Source organism: uncultured Rossellomorea sp., from assembly GCF_947488365.1.
Classification (GTDB): domain Bacteria; phylum Bacillota; class Bacilli; order Bacillales; family Bacillaceae_B; genus Rossellomorea.
Genome location: NZ_CANKZT010000008.1, coordinates 1 through 16,946 on the forward strand (window position 1 = coordinate 1; position 16,946 = coordinate 16,946).

23 protein-coding genes are annotated in these 16,946 nt (G+C 44.0%); 18 read left to right on the forward strand and 5 right to left on the reverse strand.

The window, feature by feature from the left end; translation table 11 throughout:
• The first annotated feature begins 152 nt into the window (after positions 1-152).
• The 10 genes from Q1B03_RS19610 (at position 153) to Q1B03_RS19655 (ending at position 6,285) form a co-directional block, all read left to right on the forward strand.
• Entirely contained in the window at positions 153-1,343 is a 1,191-nt protein-coding gene (locus Q1B03_RS19610) for an MFS transporter (protein WP_299745674.1), read from the forward strand.
• A 99-nt stretch (positions 1,344-1,442) separates the two neighbouring features.
• Entirely contained in the window at positions 1,443-1,790 is a 348-nt protein-coding gene (locus Q1B03_RS19615; RefSeq protein WP_299745677.1) for a hypothetical protein, read from the forward strand.
• A gap of 18 nt (positions 1,791-1,808) precedes the next feature.
• Positions 1,809-2,264, forward strand: coding sequence for a GyrI-like domain-containing protein (locus tag Q1B03_RS19620; RefSeq protein WP_299745680.1), 456 nt, complete (start codon positions 1,809-1,811; stop codon positions 2,262-2,264).
• A gap of 62 nt (positions 2,265-2,326) precedes the next feature.
• Positions 2,327-2,551 (forward strand): hypothetical protein, encoded by a 225-nt coding sequence (locus tag Q1B03_RS19625; protein WP_299745684.1) that lies wholly within the window; start codon positions 2,327-2,329, stop codon positions 2,549-2,551.
• A 214-nt stretch (positions 2,552-2,765) separates the two neighbouring features.
• Positions 2,766-3,434 carry a hypothetical protein gene (locus Q1B03_RS19630; protein ID WP_299745687.1) on the forward strand — a complete coding sequence of 223 codons (669 nt, stop codon included), beginning with the start codon at positions 2,766-2,768 and terminating at the stop codon, positions 3,432-3,434.
• On the forward strand, positions 3,422-3,763 hold the full coding sequence (locus tag Q1B03_RS19635) for a hypothetical protein (RefSeq protein WP_299745690.1): 342 nt from the start codon (positions 3,422-3,424) through the stop codon (positions 3,761-3,763). The genes Q1B03_RS19630 and Q1B03_RS19635 overlap by 13 nt, the downstream gene beginning before the upstream one ends.
• 102 nt (positions 3,764-3,865) lie before the next feature.
• The gene (locus Q1B03_RS19640; protein ID WP_299745692.1) at positions 3,866-4,384 is read left to right on the forward strand and encodes a hypothetical protein; all 519 of its coding nucleotides are present in this window, start codon (positions 3,866-3,868) and stop codon (positions 4,382-4,384) included.
• Between the two features lie 360 nt (positions 4,385-4,744).
• Complete coding sequence (locus tag Q1B03_RS19645) at positions 4,745-5,224, forward strand: DUF2975 domain-containing protein (RefSeq protein ID WP_299745695.1); 480 nt, start codon at positions 4,745-4,747, stop codon at positions 5,222-5,224.
• A 10-nt stretch (positions 5,225-5,234) separates the two neighbouring features.
• Entirely contained in the window at positions 5,235-5,459 is a 225-nt protein-coding gene (locus tag Q1B03_RS19650) for a helix-turn-helix transcriptional regulator (protein ID WP_299745698.1), read from the forward strand.
• A 34-nt stretch (positions 5,460-5,493) separates the two neighbouring features.
• Positions 5,494-6,285: a DUF817 domain-containing protein gene (locus tag Q1B03_RS19655; protein ID WP_299746044.1), complete on the forward strand. Its 792-nt coding sequence runs from the start codon at positions 5,494-5,496 to the stop codon at positions 6,283-6,285.
• 74 nt (positions 6,286-6,359) lie between these two features.
• On the opposite strand, the gene Q1B03_RS19660 is transcribed toward Q1B03_RS19655, so the two are convergent.
• Positions 6,360-8,135, reverse strand: a complete 1,776-nt coding sequence (locus Q1B03_RS19660) for a PHB depolymerase family esterase (protein ID WP_299745701.1) — start codon at positions 8,133-8,135, stop codon at positions 6,360-6,362.
• A 233-nt stretch (positions 8,136-8,368) separates the two neighbouring features.
• Here Q1B03_RS19660 and Q1B03_RS19665 point away from each other — a divergent pair, with 233 nt between their 5' ends.
• The 6 genes from Q1B03_RS19665 (at position 8,369) to Q1B03_RS19690 (ending at position 12,509) form a co-directional block, all read left to right on the forward strand.
• The gene (locus tag Q1B03_RS19665) at positions 8,369-9,220 is read left to right on the forward strand and encodes an SDR family oxidoreductase (protein ID WP_299745704.1); all 852 of its coding nucleotides are present in this window, start codon (positions 8,369-8,371) and stop codon (positions 9,218-9,220) included.
• A 107-nt stretch (positions 9,221-9,327) separates the two neighbouring features.
• The gene (locus Q1B03_RS19670) at positions 9,328-10,296 is read left to right on the forward strand and encodes an ATP-binding cassette domain-containing protein (protein ID WP_299745707.1); all 969 of its coding nucleotides are present in this window, start codon (positions 9,328-9,330) and stop codon (positions 10,294-10,296) included.
• Positions 10,286-11,065, forward strand: a complete 780-nt coding sequence (locus tag Q1B03_RS19675; RefSeq protein ID WP_299745710.1) for an ABC transporter permease — start codon at positions 10,286-10,288, stop codon at positions 11,063-11,065. Before Q1B03_RS19670 ends, Q1B03_RS19675 begins: the two co-directional genes overlap by 11 nt.
• A 166-nt stretch (positions 11,066-11,231) precedes the next feature.
• Positions 11,232-11,627 carry a transcriptional regulator SpxA gene (spxA, locus tag Q1B03_RS19680; protein ID WP_299745713.1) on the forward strand — a complete coding sequence of 132 codons (396 nt, stop codon included), beginning with the start codon at positions 11,232-11,234 and terminating at the stop codon, positions 11,625-11,627.
• A gap of 72 nt (positions 11,628-11,699) precedes the next feature.
• On the forward strand, positions 11,700-12,116 hold the full coding sequence (locus tag Q1B03_RS19685) for an Rrf2 family transcriptional regulator (protein WP_299745716.1): 417 nt from the start codon (positions 11,700-11,702) through the stop codon (positions 12,114-12,116).
• Positions 12,117-12,176: 60 nt separating this feature from the next.
• Positions 12,177-12,509, forward strand: coding sequence for an IDEAL domain-containing protein (locus Q1B03_RS19690; protein WP_299745718.1), 333 nt, complete (start codon positions 12,177-12,179; stop codon positions 12,507-12,509).
• A gap of 86 nt (positions 12,510-12,595) precedes the next feature.
• Here Q1B03_RS19690 and Q1B03_RS19695 read toward each other — a convergent pair whose 3' ends face one another.
• Positions 12,596-12,952, reverse strand: coding sequence for a hypothetical protein (locus Q1B03_RS19695; protein WP_299745721.1), 357 nt, complete (start codon positions 12,950-12,952; stop codon positions 12,596-12,598).
• Entirely contained in the window at positions 12,949-13,191 is a 243-nt protein-coding gene (locus Q1B03_RS19700) for a DUF2651 family protein (protein WP_299745724.1), read from the reverse strand. The genes Q1B03_RS19695 and Q1B03_RS19700 overlap by 4 nt, the downstream gene beginning before the upstream one ends.
• A gap of 269 nt (positions 13,192-13,460) precedes the next feature.
• Here Q1B03_RS19700 and Q1B03_RS19705 point away from each other — a divergent pair, with 269 nt between their 5' ends.
• Positions 13,461-14,399 (forward strand): ring-cleaving dioxygenase, encoded by a 939-nt coding sequence (locus Q1B03_RS19705; protein ID WP_299745727.1) that lies wholly within the window; start codon positions 13,461-13,463, stop codon positions 14,397-14,399.
• Between the two features lie 241 nt (positions 14,400-14,640).
• On the opposite strand, the gene Q1B03_RS19710 is transcribed toward Q1B03_RS19705, so the two are convergent.
• Entirely contained in the window at positions 14,641-14,865 is a 225-nt protein-coding gene (locus tag Q1B03_RS19710) for an IDEAL domain-containing protein (RefSeq protein ID WP_282137216.1), read from the reverse strand.
• Positions 14,866-15,030: 165 nt separating this feature from the next.
• Here Q1B03_RS19710 and Q1B03_RS19715 point away from each other — a divergent pair, with 165 nt between their 5' ends.
• On the forward strand, positions 15,031-15,705 hold the full coding sequence (locus Q1B03_RS19715) for a RibD family protein (protein WP_299745734.1): 675 nt from the start codon (positions 15,031-15,033) through the stop codon (positions 15,703-15,705).
• Between the two features lie 61 nt (positions 15,706-15,766).
• Here Q1B03_RS19715 and Q1B03_RS19720 read toward each other — a convergent pair whose 3' ends face one another.
• Positions 15,767-16,561: a sporulation protein gene (locus Q1B03_RS19720; protein ID WP_299745737.1), complete on the reverse strand. Its 795-nt coding sequence runs from the start codon at positions 16,559-16,561 to the stop codon at positions 15,767-15,769.
• Positions 16,562-16,946 lie beyond the last annotated feature (385 nt).

Sequence of the window (16,946 nt, forward strand, 5' to 3'; positions counted from 1 at the left end):
TAGCTGCGGCGGCTAGAGGCTCGAGGTCATAAGTTAAACATGCCAAAAAGGCAAAAAGCGCCTTTCCGGCATGTTCATCTTATGCTTGTCGCCTCTGAACGAGCCGCCTCCGCTTTTCTATTAACCTTATGTTTATGAGAGGACGAAATGACATGATTAAAACAAAAAACAATATATATCTGCTTTATTTTTATCTCTTTTTTGCCCAGTTGTTCTTTGACCGAGCGTTGTGGGTCATCTACCTTGGCGATAAGGGGATGACCTTCGGTGAAATCGGCATATTGGAGGCGTTTCTCCACTTGGCCATTGTCCTGTTTGAGGTTCCGACCGGGATGATCGCAGATTTGTATGGGAGGAAGGTCAGCCTGGTGATCGGGAATGTGTTCAGTCTCCTTTATGCCTTGTTCATGCTGATGAGCGGGACGTTTTCGATGTTTACCCTGGCCTTTCTATCCATGGGTCTCATGGTGACCTTTCATTCCGGTGCCGAGCAGGCGTTTGCTTATGACACGTTGAAGAATGAAAAGCGTGAGAAGGATTACACGAGGATAATCGGAAGCATGACGGCCATTTCCCTTTTATCATTGAGCCTTGCCAAATTCCTAGGGGGATTCATGGCAGAGATCAGCTGGGAATGGGTATATGGTGCAACCATCGTCACCCATGTCCTTGCTGTGATTCCACTGTTTTTCATGAAGGAGCCGGAACGTGAAAAGACGGAGGATATCGGCGGAAGATGGTATAACCAGTGGGTTCATCAATTTAAATTAGGGGTTGCCGTTTGGAGAAATAACACGGTCATTCACCAGCCTGTTGTGCTATTTATCTTAGCGAGTGCAGTCATGGTGATCATGGTGTTCTACGGACAGGAATACTTCATTCAATTAGGGTATTCGCCTGTCGTGGTGGGAGCGGTGTTTACAATCGAAGGGCTCCTTGGTGTCCTGATGGCGAAGATCGCTTACAGGGTGGAGGCGCGATTTAAGTTCTTCAATATTTTATATTATGGCTTAGGTATTTTTCTCTTCTTTTTCATCCTGTTCATTTTCGCCACGGACTGGGCGATCCTGATATCGTTCCTGATCCTTGCACAGCTCTTGAGTCTGTTCGAACCGATCTTCAGCTCATTCGTGCAAAACTTTCTGCAAAGCAATATCAGGTCTACTTTCCTTTCGCTGATCGGATTAATGGAGAGCTTCGTCATCATGATCAGCTTTCCGCTATTCGGATTTGCCATTGAACGAACGGGGTTTACCGATGGGTTTGCGGGCCTGCTTCTGATTTTCTTCGTGCTGGCAGGCGGGTATTTGATTGGTCAGCAGTTAATGCAACGGAAGAGGTAGTGAAAGGGCTTCTCACTTTTGAGTGAGGGGCTTTTTTTATGATCGCTACAGGAAAATTATGTTAAAATATTATAAGGTAGACTCTACACGGAGATCAATATGAAATATCTGTTTGATTTTTTTCTGGCAGCATCATTAAAAGGTCTTTCTTATTACATCGAAAGCTTCGTTCTTAGCCCTGGATTGGCTATTTGGCAGGCGTTCATCACCGACTTATCTGTCGTTTCACTCGGGGCTTTGACCGAAGCTTTGGGAAGCCCGATGTGGTTAATTGTATTGGTCCCATTTCCAGTGGGGAAGTTCTTGCTATACTCGTTCCTTCAAGAATCGGTTCCTCAATGGTTTTTGACGTATTTGCTCACTCTTGCCATATACACCGTCATCCATATACCGATGAGTTATTTCTTTAATTTCCATTCGTTCATTCCGGCATGGAAACTATCTTAATCAAAAGGAGAGATTGTTGTGAATGCTGAAAAGATGAAAAAGACTTTCCGAGTAGTAGGATTAAAAGGAGAAGGAGCTTTCACTGATTTTAACACGGAGGTACCGAAGCTTGCCCGGCAATTTCTAGAGAGGTTACATGAAATCGAAGCCGAGCAGGGTCCTGAAATCGCCCTTTATGAACCTAAGAGAGCTTCGGACCATCTGGAAGGCATCTATTATGTCGGAATCATGGTGGGCGAATCATTCACAAACGTTCCGGTCGGGATGGAATATATCGAATTGGAAGAAGAATATGTTACGGCGAAAGGAAAAATCCATCACATTGGCAAGCTTCATAGCGAACTTGTACAGTGGATGGATGACCGGGGATATAATAGAAAATCGGATTCCTATATTGTGGAGACCTATCATCCTTTGGAAAATGGCGAGGAAGACGTAGCAGTTTACTTACCTATTAAAATGCAAAATTCATAAAAGGTAACAGAGGCTCATAAGCCGTGAAACCGGCTCAATATATTGAAAGGGGGTTGTTCAAGATGAAATTTCTCTGGGCGGCTGCAAACATTCTGATGCCGGTTTTGGTATTATTTCTGGCTTTTGCTACCTGGATCGGGTACATTGCAGAAGATATCCCGGAGTATTATCACTTTAAATGGGCAGCCCTTCTTCTTTTCTTAGTTGGGTACGCTATACAGTTTTATAAAAAAACAATCGGTCTGCTCATCGTATTGTTAAGCCTTGTTAGTTGGTTTTTACTGTAACTGGCTCGCCCTCATTGAAAAGGAAGGTTAGTAGAATAATAAGCTCAAGGCATTAACAATCACTCGAATGTTTTCCATAAGATTTTTGATGCTTTTCATAAAGAAACAGACTATGTAAAAGAGGGCACGGTCGGTGAAGCAAGGTTAATCCCTATAAGAGAGATGGTTGAGTAAGCTGTCGGTTGGATGAATGAAAACAGGGGGGAGACATGAAATGCAATTATTTCATTATCACTGGTGGACGGACAAAGTGGAGGAAATGGAAAGGTTTTATCAGGAGTCAGGATTTGAAACCACGTTAAGAGTCGGTCGATACAATGGGGAAATGCACACATTCAATCCTCCTTTAAACTGGGAGGATTTCCGGGATAAAGACATTCGATTTAGAATCATCGAGATGGTCAAAGGTCAAACCAATCTGACATTTGGACACGGAAAAAGGGATATGTTCGACCATATCGGCTTCTTGGTTAAGGATCCTGAGTATTCAAAGGTCATAGAAAGAGCGAAAGAACTAAAGTGGAAGGTAAATGAAGGCGAACGAAGAACATTCATATCCACTCCCTGGAAGTTTCGGATCGAACTTCAAAAAAGGCGGGAAGTGGTCACTGAAGAAAAACACCCATCTATCCAAGCGATGGAGATTCACATGCCCTTCTGTGAAGACCCTGCCTTAGTAAGCAGCCTATTAGACTTTGAACTGATTGAACAATCTAGTGGAAAAGTAAAAATAAGGGACGGCGAGTGCACCCTTACTTTTTGCAACAGTGAGAAAAAGGAAGCGAGTCTGCATTCCATTATGTACCTTGCCAATCAAGATTTTAACAAGGTAGATCCTGTTCATACCACATTAATAGGAAGAACACAAAAATGGAATCAGTGAAACGACACCTTTTTATAATGGGGATTTTGATCCTGTTCGTAGCATCTTGCGGCAACCAGGACGAAATCACCGACCCTCACTTTATGTGGAGAGGTAATAAGTATATCACTACCTATGAACCAATAGAGGAAGAGCGATTAGCAGAACAGGTGGGTGTGATAAAAGCAGAGGTGGAAGGCCCTGTTGATGAGAATGGGGAAGCCAGGGGTCTTCCGGAAGGCACGCTCCTTTTTAAAATTGATGATCAAAAAGAAAGTCCCGCAGACATGATGGCTTATCATATTGGGGATCGGTTTTATATAGCCAGAAAACTGGTCGTCTATCAATAAGCAAGCGTGGAAACCAACAGGATTGCATCTGTGGTCTTTCTTTAGAATAACGTAAATAATAAATGACCTATCTTATCATGTGGATCAGGAAGGGGGAATTTCGTGTTTTTATTTATCGCATTGGCGCTGCTCTTTCTTAATGTGGCGTTCCTTATATTAAAGCTAGTGGCTCCTTACTCGGAAATGATGAACTCATTTAAAACTGTGAATGGATTTTGGAAAGCTCAAGTGGCTTGTTTGGCTTTTGTCTTGCTCTTCGTATTTCTCCATTTTTCAGGGGAAGAGAGGGCGAAATGGCATACTAGCCCGGACTTTGTTTCAGATGGTCATTTGTATTTGGGTGATGAGAAGGGGAGCATCGAATACAATTCATTTGTGGTGGAGGAAGAAAACTTTGAAACGAATCTGATACTTCCTGAAAAAGCCGTAGGTGCAGATAAAGTGCGCCTTCTATTTTCTCACGATGGACACGGAAAAAAAGCACCGATAGCGTTACCGCATTCCCGGGAGAAGGAACAGCCAGTGACGCTGTGGTTTCCTGAAAGTGGGCAATGGAGAATGGATATTGAAATAAATGGTTCCGTTTACTCCTCGGTTGTGTTACCTGTCCAAGAGAAATAACTGGATCACAGGGATAGGTCCCATGGTTTATAGTGGAATAAGAGCCAAGGGGGTCTGTCCCTGGTTCATCTTCATTCCTCTCTTACTGATTTCGTATCAGGTCGGTGTAAAAGACAAATGTGGCTGCTGGCCGGTTTCAATGAGAAAATGCCCATTTGTTCGATTTTACTATTTAAATGGTTATTGGGGTTTGTCCTCCACACGTTAAAGTGTAAGCGTGCAGGGTGGGCAGATCCCATTTTTTTGTCTTAGAAATTATCTGATGACCATAAAAATTATTAAAAATAAATAAATATTTATTGATAAACAATAAATTTGGTGGTAGATTTAAATTAACAATCAATAAGCGAGGTGCTTTTAATGAAACGGGAAACACTCTTTTTAAAGATCGCTCTATTTCTTATCGGGATTCCAATTGTTGCTTTGTGCGTCTTGGGATTACCTTGGTTAGCCATGGATGTGGCAGAAAGTGATTCGAGGCTTGCGTATGTGGTATATGGCATTCTAGTCGTTATGTATATTTCCGCTATACCGTTTTTCATTGCATTGTTCCAAGCCTTCAAACTTTTAAGCTTTATTGACAAGAACAACGCGTTCTCGGAATTATCCGTAAAAGCGTTAAAGAATATAAAGAAAAGTGCCATTGCCATCAGTCTTATATATGTATCAGCGATGCCGCTCTTTTATATCTTGGCGGAGGTTGATGATGCCCCTGGTATCATATTGATCGGGATGATCTTTATATTCGGTGCAGCGGTGATTGCGGTCTTTGCGGCTGTTTTACAGAAGTTACTGAAAAATGCCATCGATATCAAATCTGAAAATGATTTAACGGTCTGAGGTGAAAACAATGACAATTATCATCAATATTGATGTGATGCTGGCTAAGAGGAAAATGAGTGTAACAGAGCTCTCGGAAAAGGTTGGAATCACGATGGCAAACCTCTCCATATTAAAAAATGGAAAGGCAAAGGCGGTGCGATTCTCGACGCTGGAGGGAATTTGCAAGGCTTTAGAATGTCAGCCGGGAGATATTTTGGAATATCAAGGTGATGAAGACAATCAAGTTGAATAAAGGAGAGGCTTTAAAAACATAGGAGGAACACATGATGAGAGCACTAATACAACTCGTTCGATTTGGTAGGGAGCAGGCCCTTTCATGTTTGTTTCCCGTCGTTATTTTTGCCTCATTGGCTCTTACACAAATCATATCGCTTCCCTTTCTGTCGCGGTATGACTGGCTGCTCATCATCTGTCTGTTCATGCAGTGGGTGATGGTGCGATCAGGACTGGAAACACGGGATGAATTGAAGGTGATCACCTTATTCCACCTGATTGGTCTGGCCCTTGAACTGTTCAAGGTCCATATGGGTTCCTGGGGGTACCCTGAGGATGGGTATTCAAAAGTATTCGGAGTGCCTTTATACAGCGGTTTCATGTACGCGAGTGTGGCAAGTTACCTTTGCCAGGCGTGGAGGAGGTTGAAGGTTGAACTGGTTCAGTGGCCGCCGTTCATTGTCGTTGTCCCCCTTGCATCTGCAATTTATTTGAATTTTTTCACCCATCATTATTGGATCGATATCCGATGGTGGTTATCAGGACTTGTCATAATCGTCTTTTGGAAATCCTGGGTTAAATACCAGGTTGGTGGAACATGCTACCGTATGCCCCTTGCCCTTTCATTTGTACTCATCGGCTTTTTCATATGGATTGCCGAAAACATCGCAACCTTCTTTGGAGCCTGGGAATATCCAAACCAAACCGATGCCTGGAGTCTCGTTCATCTGGGGAAGGTAAGCTCATGGCTCTTACTGGTGATTGTGAGCTTTTTAATCGTGGCTACATTGAAGCTGGTGAAGGGGAAGAGTTCTGTCAAGGTAGGAACCAGTCACTATTCATAATGTCAAAGAAAGGATCAGTCGTTCAGGGACGACTGATCCTATCTTACTATAATCAGCACTAACGAATGTATCGTTTAGTTCGGCCCGTTTATCAATAAAACCGGGGACAAATCACCATTTCCACCTCCATAGAATTCAATGGAATTTGCGTTAAAACCGGCGGCTGTTGTGGCCTTCAGTTTGAATTGAGTCCTGCCATTGCGATTGAGTTGCGATAGAGCGGACGCCGGAAGCTCTACATCGATGTAGCTGGAAACGGCAGGTGGTTGAAAGCTAACAAGGTTACTCAGACTTGCACTGGCTGAATAATCACTTTGTTCAATGGCGGCAGTTCCAAAGGTTCCGCTTTTTATGTCCATGGATATGGAGGAAATCGTACCTGTAAAGGATTTGGTGTAAAGGCGGACCTTGGCGGTGTCTATGGGCAAGTCTCCCAGTACAGTGGTGTCAAATGATAGGAGTCCTCTATAAGTGTCTGTATTGTACATTCCTTTGTCCCCGACTTTGATATCACCGGTTCCTATGCCATCGGCTGTGAAGCGGCCTGCAAACCCATCTTCCCCTGATAGGGAAGAGAGAGTTACATGTTCACTTGGGGCGCTATCATCGATGACATATTCTTCTTGCTTTATGGTTTCAACATTACCGGAGCTGTCCTGACTGAAAAATTTGAGGGTTGTATCCTCCAAGATGTCAATTGCTCCAGTATATAAGGTGGATTGGGAAGAAGGGACTGAGCCGTCTGTCGTGTAATAGGTGTCTGCTTCTTCATTTGTCAGCAACTCCACCTGAATGGGCTGACTGTATGTTCCTCCCTTGGGATTGGCTGATGTGATGGGGGCAACTTCATCATTTTCACTATTTTCCTCTGAGAATGAATGGAAGAATTCCCACATCATCCTGCTGGCATCGGGACCTTGAGGGTCTGTATAGCTTCCTTGCGAACTTCCTCCAGACCAGGCATGCCCCATGTTTTGAACATTGACCTTCTTCATCCAAACCTTCCCGTCCCCGCCTTCATACTCATTCACAGAATAATTTCTCCCCCCCGATACGGTTCCATTCACCGTTCGTTCAGGCTGGTCATCCATCCATCCGTCTTCTGAAGCGTCTTGTGCTAAGTCATTCGTGACGGACCATTGAGTGATCACTTGTTCCCCATTAACCGGGTAGACCGTATAATCAGAAGTTCCGTGAAAGACGATGACGGGTACTACGGCTGCTCTACTTCCCATTGCCTGATAGGCCGTCCTTCCTTGTCTAACAGGGGCGGGGCCTCCACCGGACATGGCTGAAAAAGCTGCGGTGGTACTGGTAGCGGCTTTATATTCGAGTCCTGCTCCCACACCGATCCCCGAGAAGAGGTCTGGGTATGTAGCCCCCATGATGACACTCATGGCTGCTCCGGCAGATAGTCCGGCAACATAGACATGTTCATCCTTTATAGAATAACCATCCTTTATAGTGTTCACCATGCCGGCAATAATGGCAGGTTCCCCGCTTCCCCTCGACTGATGAGCCGTCTCAAACCAGTTCCAACACTTATTTGAATTAGAACTGCTGGTTTGTTCAGGGTATAGGACCAAAAATCCCTTTTCATCAGCAAGTGCATTCATTTTTGTTCCGGTCGCGAACTGACTTGCATCTTGTGTACATCCGTGGAGCATGACATATAAAGGGTATGACTTACTTCCGTCATACTGCTCGGGGACATACAGTTTGTAAGGCTTTCCTCCATAGGAACCATTCAAGAATTGGCCGGCAGCAAAAGATGAACTTGGAGACAGTGTGAATGCACTTAACAACACCAAAGCGATCGTCACAACCCAAACATGTTTACATATCTTCATAAAAATTCAGCCCCTTTCTAGCAAAAGTGTAAAGATTGGGAGTTACAAATAAGTTACATGGCTTTTATTCAAAATTTCTAGAGTTCGTAAAAGTAAAATCGAAAATAGCTGATAAATGCCTTCAAGTTCCTTGGTGGAGAGGATAAATTGTCCACAGAAGAAAAGAATAAAAGAAGCAAAAAAAGTGAACGAATAACACTTATGCGATTATATACTATGGGAGTGAGATGAAATTGACGATACTCGTTACGGGCTTCAATGGAAAAGTGGGGATAGAAGTTGCCAAGAAATTGAAAGAAAGAAGCATTTCCATGAAATGTGCTGTGAGAAATGTTGAAAAAGCAGAAGAGAATTTTGGAGACGGATACCGTTTCACTAAATTGGATTTAGCCGAGCCCACTACATTTGATGGGGCACTGGAAGATGTGGATCAGGTCTTTCTCATCTATCCACCTGGAGACAAGCTTGAGTTTCAAACGTTTCTCGAGGCTATCAAACACAAGGGAATCAAGCATATCGTTTACTTATCCGTCAAGGATGTTCAATATCTGCCTTTCATCCATCACTATAAAAACGAAAAGCATATAAAAAAACTTGGCATCCCGTATACCTTTATAAGGGCAGGATATTTCATGCAGAACCTGCAAGACTTTTTGGGTGATGAAATCAAGGAAAGAAGAAGGATTTTCATACCTGCAGGGAAGGGGAAAACCAGCTTCGTCGACACCCGTGACCTTGCAGAAATCGCTATCCACGCTTTTCAAAATCCTGGGGAGCATACGAATAAGAACCACGTGATTACCGGGGATAGAGCACTTGATTTCTATGAAGTCGCTGATCGTATGACGACGATTCTTGGGGAGAAGGTTCACTATTCCAATCCGACTGTTAAGGAATTTAAATCGTATATGTTGAAAAAAGGGGAAAAAGAGGATTTCGTGAATGTAGTCATCGGCATCCATTTTCCAACCAAGTTAGGGCTGGCAAAAGGGGTGACTCATGAGTTTGAAAGAATAACCCATACAAAGCCCATCACCATTGAACGTTATATTGAAGATTATAAAGAGAATTGGGTGAAAGATTGATTTCTACGAGTCCAATCTCCCGTTTATTCAAGCACATCACCCTGCACATATTAAAGGATAAACCAACCCCCTCCTCGAATAGGAATAGAGAGAATGGAGGGATGCTCATGAATGGCAAGATCGAGGTTGAGAACTTAACCAAAACGTTTAAAAAAGGAAACGTACAAGCGGTAAAAGGCATAACATTCCAAGTCGGGGAAGGCGAGTTTTTCGCCTTTTTAGGTCCCAATGGTGCCGGGAAATCAACGACGGTCCAAATTCTGACGACGCTGATCAATGCTTCTTCAGGAAAAGTGGAAGTGGCAGGTTATGATGTGATCCGGGAGCCGGAGCATGTTCGCCGGCATATTGGCGTTGCCCTGCAGGAGACGGGGGTGGACCCCGATCTGACAGGACGGGAGATAGTAGAACTACAGGCGTACATATTCGGCTTCGGGAAGGAAGAGGGAAGAAGGCGTGCTCAGGAGCTGCTTGAGATCGTGGATCTGTCAGAAGCATCCGAGCGAAGGATCGGCGGTTATTCAGGAGGGATGAGGAGAAGACTGGACCTTGCCCTCACTCTGGTCAACGAACCGAATATCCTTTTCTTGGACGAACCGACAACGGGACTTGACCCGTCGAGCCGGGCGGCGATCTGGAAGGAACTTCGCCGGCTGAATAAGGAGAAGGGGACGACGATTTTTCTCACGACACAGTATTTAGAAGAAGCGGATTCCCTGGCGGACCGGATCGGCATCATCAATAAAGGTGAAATCGTCGCCATGGGCTCGCCGAAAGAATTAAAGGCAGAAATCGGTCAAGACTTAATTACCCTCACATTGAAAGATCCTGATGGCATCCAACGAAGCGTTGAACTGATCGGGATGCACATGGAAGGAGTCGACGTTCTCGCTCAACAAGACAAGATCCTTGTATATGTGGAAGAAGGGACAAAGCAGCTTCTCGAGGTCGTCCGTATCCTGGACACAGAAAACTTCGGGATCATCGATATTCAATTGTCTTCCCCCACCCTTGATGATATCTTCCTGAAATTGACGACTGAGGCGAAAGAGGGGGTGAAGAGCCATGGGGAATAACGTTTTCAAGGATACATGGTTGATGACGGTCCGGAATATCAAAACCACCATCCGAAACCCATTCTCATTCATTCCTAACTTGATCATATCTGCTTTCTTCCTTCTTGTTTATGAAGGTGGATTGAGCGGTATTTCTGAACTTCCAACCTTTGAAGGGGCAGACTATCTCGCCTTCATCCTGCCTGTTTCCATCGTATCTGCTGCCATTGGAGGAGCAGGGGGAGCGGGGCAGAGCATCGTGAAAGATATTGAGACCGGTTTCTTCTCAAGGTTGCTTCTCACACCGGCATCTCGCCTTGCCATCGTGTTAGGGCCGATCATCGCCGGGATGCTTCAGCTTCTGGTTCAAACCCTTCTGATCATCGGAATGGCTTTCTTACTCGGCTTGGAAGTCAAAACCGGGTTTGCCGGCGTATTGTTTGTCCTGTTAATTGCAATCGGCTGGGGCCTTGCCTTTGCCGGTTACTCCGTCGGGATTGCACTGAGGACGAGAAATGCCCAGGCAGCCCAGGCGGGGACGTTCATCTTTTTTCCACTGATTTTCTTAAGTACGACGTTCGTTCCTTATGAATTGATTGAAGCGCAGTGGTTAAAAATCGCTGCTACCATCAACCCGACTACTTATGTATTTGAAAGCATGCGCACCGCTCTCATTGATGGGTGGGTATTCTGGGAGTTGATGCAGGGAGTGATCGCTATCGTAATCGTTTGCGCCATCACGATCACCTTTGCTGCCGTTTCGGCCAAAGGAGCTGTATCACGGAAATAATGCAGCAAGAGAAATCCTTCTCTCAATGGGGAGGATTCTTTTCATAAAAATGGTTGACATCCTTAACTGTAAATATTATTATTACAGTGTACTCGGAAATAAAGATTATATTTTTTATCATAACTGTTACTTTTTGTATTACATTTTAGAAGGAGTGTGTAAACACATGGTCAATTTATTTCTGACACCAAGTTGTACGTCCTGCAGGAAAGCAAGAGCGTGGCTTGACGAACATTCAATACCTTACGTGGAACGTAACATGCTGACAGAACCGTTGACACCTGATGAGATCAAGTCGATTCTTCGCCTGACGGAAAATGGAACAGAAGACATTATCTCAACTCAATCAAAGGCTTTCAAGGAATTAAACGTAGACATCGATTCTTTGCCACTCCAGGATTTATATACAGTAATCAAGGAGAATCCGCAAATGCTGCGGAGACCCATCATGTTAGATGAAAAGAGATTGCAGGTCGGTTATAACGATGAAGAAATCCGCAGCTTCCTGCCAAGGAAAGTGCGTACCTTCTCATATAATGAATTGCAAAAGCTTGCCAATTAACGAAAGCCGGATTCTTGACAGTCTAAACTGTAAAAGTTACCATTACAGTAACATCCGTGAAGGAGGCAGGCCATGAATAGCGACTTTACATTAGCCATCCACAGTTTAACGTACCTGGCACTGCAAACGGACCGCATGTCTACAAGCGATTCCATCTCAGAAAGTGCCGGCGTCCATCCGGTCCGGATCCGCAAAGTCCTTAGTCTGTTGAAAAAGCAAGGATTCATCACGTCTAAAGAAGGAACGGGCGGTGGATTCATTTTTGCAAGGGAACTGAGCGATATCAATCTGTGGGATATTTACAAGATCACATCAGAAGGCGCCCTGCAGCCGAAATGCACAGCATCCAACGAAAAGTGTCTCGTAGGAGCGAACATGAAAAATATCCTGTTTCAGATTTTCCTTGGCGCAGAAGAACAACTGGGTGATTACTTAAAGGACTATACCATCAAAGATATCATCGAGATGATCAATCAAGAGAAAGCATAGAAGGCTTTCTTTTTACATTAAATGTAACAAATAATATTACAGTTGAGAAGGTGAAAAAGTATGTCTAACCAGCAATCTATTTTGAAAATTGGGGATTGGGTCAAAGGGAAATTACTTACTGGTGAATTGGTCATCGGCTATATAGAGAACCTTGATACCAAAGGGGGAGCCGTAAAAGCGAAAATCGTGACCAGTGACAATAAAACCATTGAAGGAAAAAGCATTCCCCTGTTAAACAGACAGGTGAATAAAATCCCTGATGCACACGTCACAAATAAGGAGCAGATACAGTTCCTCATTGACCTTGCCTTGGAAACAGGGGATGAAGAGTGGTTCTTAGAACTGACTGCTACGTTGAACTCCATGAGGGAGCTTGCAGAGGGTGTAAAGTGAATATCTTGAAAAAAAGCTGAAGAATAGGATTCTTCAGCTTTTTCTGTGGGTGCCTACAAAGAAGATTCGACACTAATGAAGGGCTGCTATCTCTGTTTGTTAATGACCAATCCTGATAAAACCAGCACGATCATTGTGCATCCCCCAAACACACCAGCATACAGATAAGGCATGACGATATCACCCAGATCCCTTATAGGTTCGGGTGGGACTAAACTTATTCCAAAGGAAGCAAATAATATATAGAAAAGACCGGTACCGAAAGAAATCAAAACGATATCTTTTCCACTCCATTTTTTCTTCCTTCCATAGAAAAGAAAAACAGCGGTCGTGATAAAGAGTGACCATGCAAAAGATACCCACACCCCGGCCACCGTCCGAATGAAAATAAACGAGAGTAATAAGAGTAAACTAAACAACATTCCAGAAAGAAAATTCTTCATATTGCCCCCTTGTTTTCTTTAAAGATCTTAACCACTAAGCCTGAAAGAAAAGCTAAACAGGTATACACAAAAACCCATACCAGGAACGAATCATTGAATACAGTAAAAGTGGCAACAAGCGTCGCTAGAAAGACCACCACTGGTGAGACCAGGATGTTTTTAAAGAGGTAATAACCAACCATACCGACGATCATCGAAAGGACCGGAAATCCTAATAAAATCATGAATACAATATCCAAGAGCTGTCACCATCCTTTTAGTGTAATTTTACACAAAAAGGATATATTTATCAATTGCATCTTTTCAATCATTTTATGTAACGAGGTCATGACTAACCAACATGAAAACAAGTTGACTTCAAAATAAATACGATATATAATTATCTCATATTCAAGATATTTCAAATTGAGATTTATTTTTTAACTGTATATCTCGAATTCGAGATAATAATCAAAGAATACGAATCTACATTATCGATAACATTAACTTTAATAGGAGAGTGAATGAAATGAACAAACAAACAATGGGGATCCATCATATCACCGCCATCGTCGGACATCCGCAAGAAAACGTAGATTTTTATTCTGGCGTCCTTGGCCTGCGCCTGGTAAAGCAAACCGTCAATTTCGATGACCCGGGTACGTATCATTTGTATTTCGGGGATGAAGGCGGGAAGCCGGGTACGATCATCACATTCTTTCCATGGGCTGGTGCCTATCAAGGCAAGATCGGGGACGGGCAGGTGGGAGTGACATCGTATGTCGTTCCAAAAGGCGCAATGGGCTTCTGGGAAGAGAGACTCGAAACGTTCAGTATTCCGTTCACGAAAATGGAACGATTCGGTGAAGAGTATTTGGAGTTCGATGATCCACATGGACTTCACCTGGAAATCGTGGAACGGGAAGAAGGAGAAGCAAATACCTGGACGCATGGAGGGGTGACACCTGAAGTTGCCATCAAAGGTTTCGGCGGTGCGACTCTCTTATCGTCTCAACCGAATCAAACGGCTGATCTATTGGAAAACGTCATGGGGCTCGAACTCGTCGGGGAAGAAGGAGATTTCAAACGCTTCCGTTCACCTGCTGATATCGGTAACATCATCGACCTGAAATTAACCCCGATCGGACGCGGTCAGGCAGGCGTCGGCACCGTTCATCACATTGCCTGGCGTGCAGTCGATGACAGAGATCAACTGGAATGGCAAAAGGTCGTGGCTGACAATGGATACCGCGTCACACCGGTACAGGACCGCCAATATTTTAACGCAATATATTTCCGGGAGCACGGTGAAATCCTGTTTGAAATCGCAACGGATCCTCCCGGGTTTGCACATGATGAATCCCAGGAAACGATGGGGAATAGCTTGATGCTTCCGGAGAGATACGAGGCTCATCGGGAGCAAATTGCACGGACATTGATTCCGATTGAGGTTCGGGAACTGGATTGAGAGAAGGACGGTTCGCATGCTGAGGGCAAGTGGACCGTCCTTTTGGTTATTATAATGAAGAAATACCACAACCTGGCATGATTACGGGAGTGGAAAATAATTTATTTGGGATAAAACATCGGCACGCCGGGGGCAGACCGCCGTATTCGGTGCAATCATAAAAAACAATGCCCCTGCCAAAATCAGCAAGAGCACTGTTCCCATTAGAAACCAACTGGCTTATTTATATCTTATGAATCGTTTATACTGTTACATCCTTTTCCTCGTGATCTTTACGGATCTGATTTAACTCCTCAGTCAGCCGCAGGAATTCTTCTTTGTTTCGATCACGTAAAGATTGGTCGATTTTCTGTTCGAGTTGCTCTTTCCGGAATGTTAGCAGGGCCTTGTCCAAAATCATTTCTGCAAAAAGAGAGTCTATGCCGGGTACCTCGGACTGTGGTGAATTTAGCAAATACTTCTTCATGAAAAATCAACTCCTTGACCTTTTTTCTATTATACTAACCATTGTCTCAATATTCAAACATTTTAAACAAAAAAGTTAAATTTCTTTAATAAATGAAAAAACACTGACATTCTTTTTTACATTTCTTTTACCATGATAGATAGAACGTGAAAAGGGGGATTTCAAATGAAAAGACCTGAAGTCATTTTGAACGTCTTTTCTTCTATTGATGGGAAAATCACAACGGCTCCGAACCGAAATGTGATGGAATGGACAGCAGCAGGGATAGACGGGGAGGCGAATGACATCACGCATCAGCTGTATGATGAATTGGATTGCGATGGGTTGGTATCAGGTAGTGAAAGTCTGATTGTGTGGGGAAACGATTGGGTGGAACTGGAGAAACCGATTTATGAGCCCCGGAAATCAAAGGCGTATATTGTGTTTGATGGGAAGGGACGCATTGACTGGTTCCAGACTGAAGGGTTATTGGTTATCACCCGGGAGGATGTTCCGGGGGACTATATCGAACAATTAGAACGTAAGGGAATTACCTACCTGCAAGCGGGCAGAGGTGATTACATCGATTTGCCTCTCGCGCTACATAAACTCTATGAATCAGGCTTCAGGCGATTGGGGCTTAGTGGAGGCGGAGGGATCAATGGGGCGTTTTTAAGACAGGGATTGATTGATGAAGTGAGCCTCGTCATTGCCCCTTTAGCCATAGGTGGAACGGCTACACCATCCCTTTTCGAATCACCGGATTTAACCGATTTGGGAAGCGTCACCCGTTTGGAATTGAAAACGATGAAGCCTGTCGGTGAGGGTTCGGTGTGGCTTCATTACCAGGTAAAAAAGTAGCGGAAATAGTAAGAGCCTGCCCTTCTCGGTGAAACGAGGTGAGGGGCAGGCTCCATTTTATTTAAAGAACATCATCAATAATCTCCTCAAACGTATCACTCACACGGCTTCTGTTAACCAGGATCTCCTGATTGTCGAGGGTCACGCTTCCTCTGTGTTCATCCAGGTTGAACTTTTCTTTCAAGGCAGCCATCGTTCCTTTGCTGCGCTTGTCGATTTCGAAGTAGATGGTGGTTTCATGATCGCCCTGAAGGATGTAGACTTCAAGTTCATCAAGCGTTCGGCTGTATTTCCCGAAGGATGGGGTGAATTCATATTGCTGTACGAAAGGACGGTTCGTTTTCACCCATGCCGGGGTGTTCTGACTCTCCATCTGCTTGAATTTAAATCCGATGACCTTGATGGCATCAATAATATTTTCATGTACGGTTGTCGGGTCAACCGATACGTAATCCTTGTCCTTTGGGTCAACAGCATTCTTGATATCGACGCCCGTATCGATCCAGACCGGTGGCACGTTCTTCTGCGTTTCAGGATGTAACATCGTGATCGGCGTATCCAGAGGTACCTTGAATGAGAACGGAATGTGCTTCTTTTCTCCCTTTGAAATAGTAAAGGGATCATTGAGCTGATGGATTTCCACGACGGCAGGTGACAGTCGATCGCCGCCTTCATGGCCGTACAGCGTCATCAGCTTCAGGTGGATCGACTCGATTCGTTGATCCGTGCTCCCGCCTTTTACCTCAACGACTCCCGCGAGCATCTCACCCTGCTGAATATGGACATTCATCACCTTTGTATCAACCGTCGCGGAACCAATGCCGAAACTGGCAATCACTTTATTGAACATGGACATGTGGATTCATCCCCCTTCTTGTTATTCCCATAGTAGCATAGATTACCAGGGTGAGAGGTTAGGGTGATTTCTTTTTAAATGAAATAAAAAAAGTGTTCATGATTGATGAACACTTCTACCTCTATGATTGTCACGCCGCCAGAATGACGTAACGCCAATCGTATAAGGTGAATGTGATACCTCACATTCTTCTTTTAGCCTAAAGTATGAAACGGGTTTCATAGCAAGGGGGAATTTGAAATTAAAATATAATATTCCACAAATAAGCAGCGCCTGTTGAGTCCCAAATGAGCCTAAAGAAAATTCGACACGGAGGATCAATTAATTGAAAAACGGATTAATAAATCAAATTTCGGATCATTAAATCCTAAACCGGATTGATAAT

Excerpts from the sequence above, each read along its gene's own strand:
- Q1B03_RS19610 (WP_299745674.1), top strand. The coding sequence starts at position 153 with ATGATTAAAACAAAAAACAATATATATCTGCTTTATTTTTATCTCTTT.
- Q1B03_RS19615 (WP_299745677.1), top strand. The coding sequence starts at position 1,443 with ATGAAATATCTGTTTGATTTTTTTCTGGCAGCATCATTAAAAGGTCTT.
- Q1B03_RS19625 (WP_299745684.1), top strand. The coding sequence starts at position 2,327 with ATGAAATTTCTCTGGGCGGCTGCAAACATTCTGATGCCGGTTTTGGTA.
- Q1B03_RS19630 (WP_299745687.1), top strand. The coding sequence starts at position 2,766 with ATGCAATTATTTCATTATCACTGGTGGACGGACAAAGTGGAGGAAATG.
- Q1B03_RS19635 (WP_299745690.1), top strand. The coding sequence starts at position 3,422 with ATGGAATCAGTGAAACGACACCTTTTTATAATGGGGATTTTGATCCTG.
- Q1B03_RS19645 (WP_299745695.1), top strand. The coding sequence starts at position 4,745 with ATGAAACGGGAAACACTCTTTTTAAAGATCGCTCTATTTCTTATCGGG.
- Q1B03_RS19650 (WP_299745698.1), top strand. The coding sequence starts at position 5,235 with ATGACAATTATCATCAATATTGATGTGATGCTGGCTAAGAGGAAAATG.
- Q1B03_RS19655 (WP_299746044.1), top strand. The coding sequence starts at position 5,494 with ATGAGAGCACTAATACAACTCGTTCGATTTGGTAGGGAGCAGGCCCTT.
- Q1B03_RS19660 (WP_299745701.1), bottom strand. The coding sequence starts at position 8,135 with ATGAAGATATGTAAACATGTTTGGGTTGTGACGATCGCTTTGGTGTTG.
- Q1B03_RS19670 (WP_299745707.1), top strand. The coding sequence starts at position 9,328 with ATGAATGGCAAGATCGAGGTTGAGAACTTAACCAAAACGTTTAAAAAA.
- Q1B03_RS19675 (WP_299745710.1), top strand. The coding sequence starts at position 10,286 with ATGGGGAATAACGTTTTCAAGGATACATGGTTGATGACGGTCCGGAAT.
- spxA (WP_299745713.1), top strand. The coding sequence starts at position 11,232 with ATGGTCAATTTATTTCTGACACCAAGTTGTACGTCCTGCAGGAAAGCA.
- Q1B03_RS19685 (WP_299745716.1), top strand. The coding sequence starts at position 11,700 with ATGAATAGCGACTTTACATTAGCCATCCACAGTTTAACGTACCTGGCA.
- Q1B03_RS19690 (WP_299745718.1), top strand. The coding sequence starts at position 12,177 with ATGTCTAACCAGCAATCTATTTTGAAAATTGGGGATTGGGTCAAAGGG.
- Q1B03_RS19695 (WP_299745721.1), bottom strand. The coding sequence starts at position 12,952 with ATGAAGAATTTTCTTTCTGGAATGTTGTTTAGTTTACTCTTATTACTC.
- Q1B03_RS19705 (WP_299745727.1), top strand. The coding sequence starts at position 13,461 with ATGAACAAACAAACAATGGGGATCCATCATATCACCGCCATCGTCGGA.
- Q1B03_RS19710 (WP_282137216.1), bottom strand. The coding sequence starts at position 14,865 with ATGAAGAAGTATTTGCTAAATTCACCACAGTCCGAGGTACCCGGCATA.
- Q1B03_RS19715 (WP_299745734.1), top strand. The coding sequence starts at position 15,031 with ATGAAAAGACCTGAAGTCATTTTGAACGTCTTTTCTTCTATTGATGGG.
- Q1B03_RS19720 (WP_299745737.1), bottom strand. The coding sequence starts at position 16,561 with ATGTCCATGTTCAATAAAGTGATTGCCAGTTTCGGCATTGGTTCCGCG.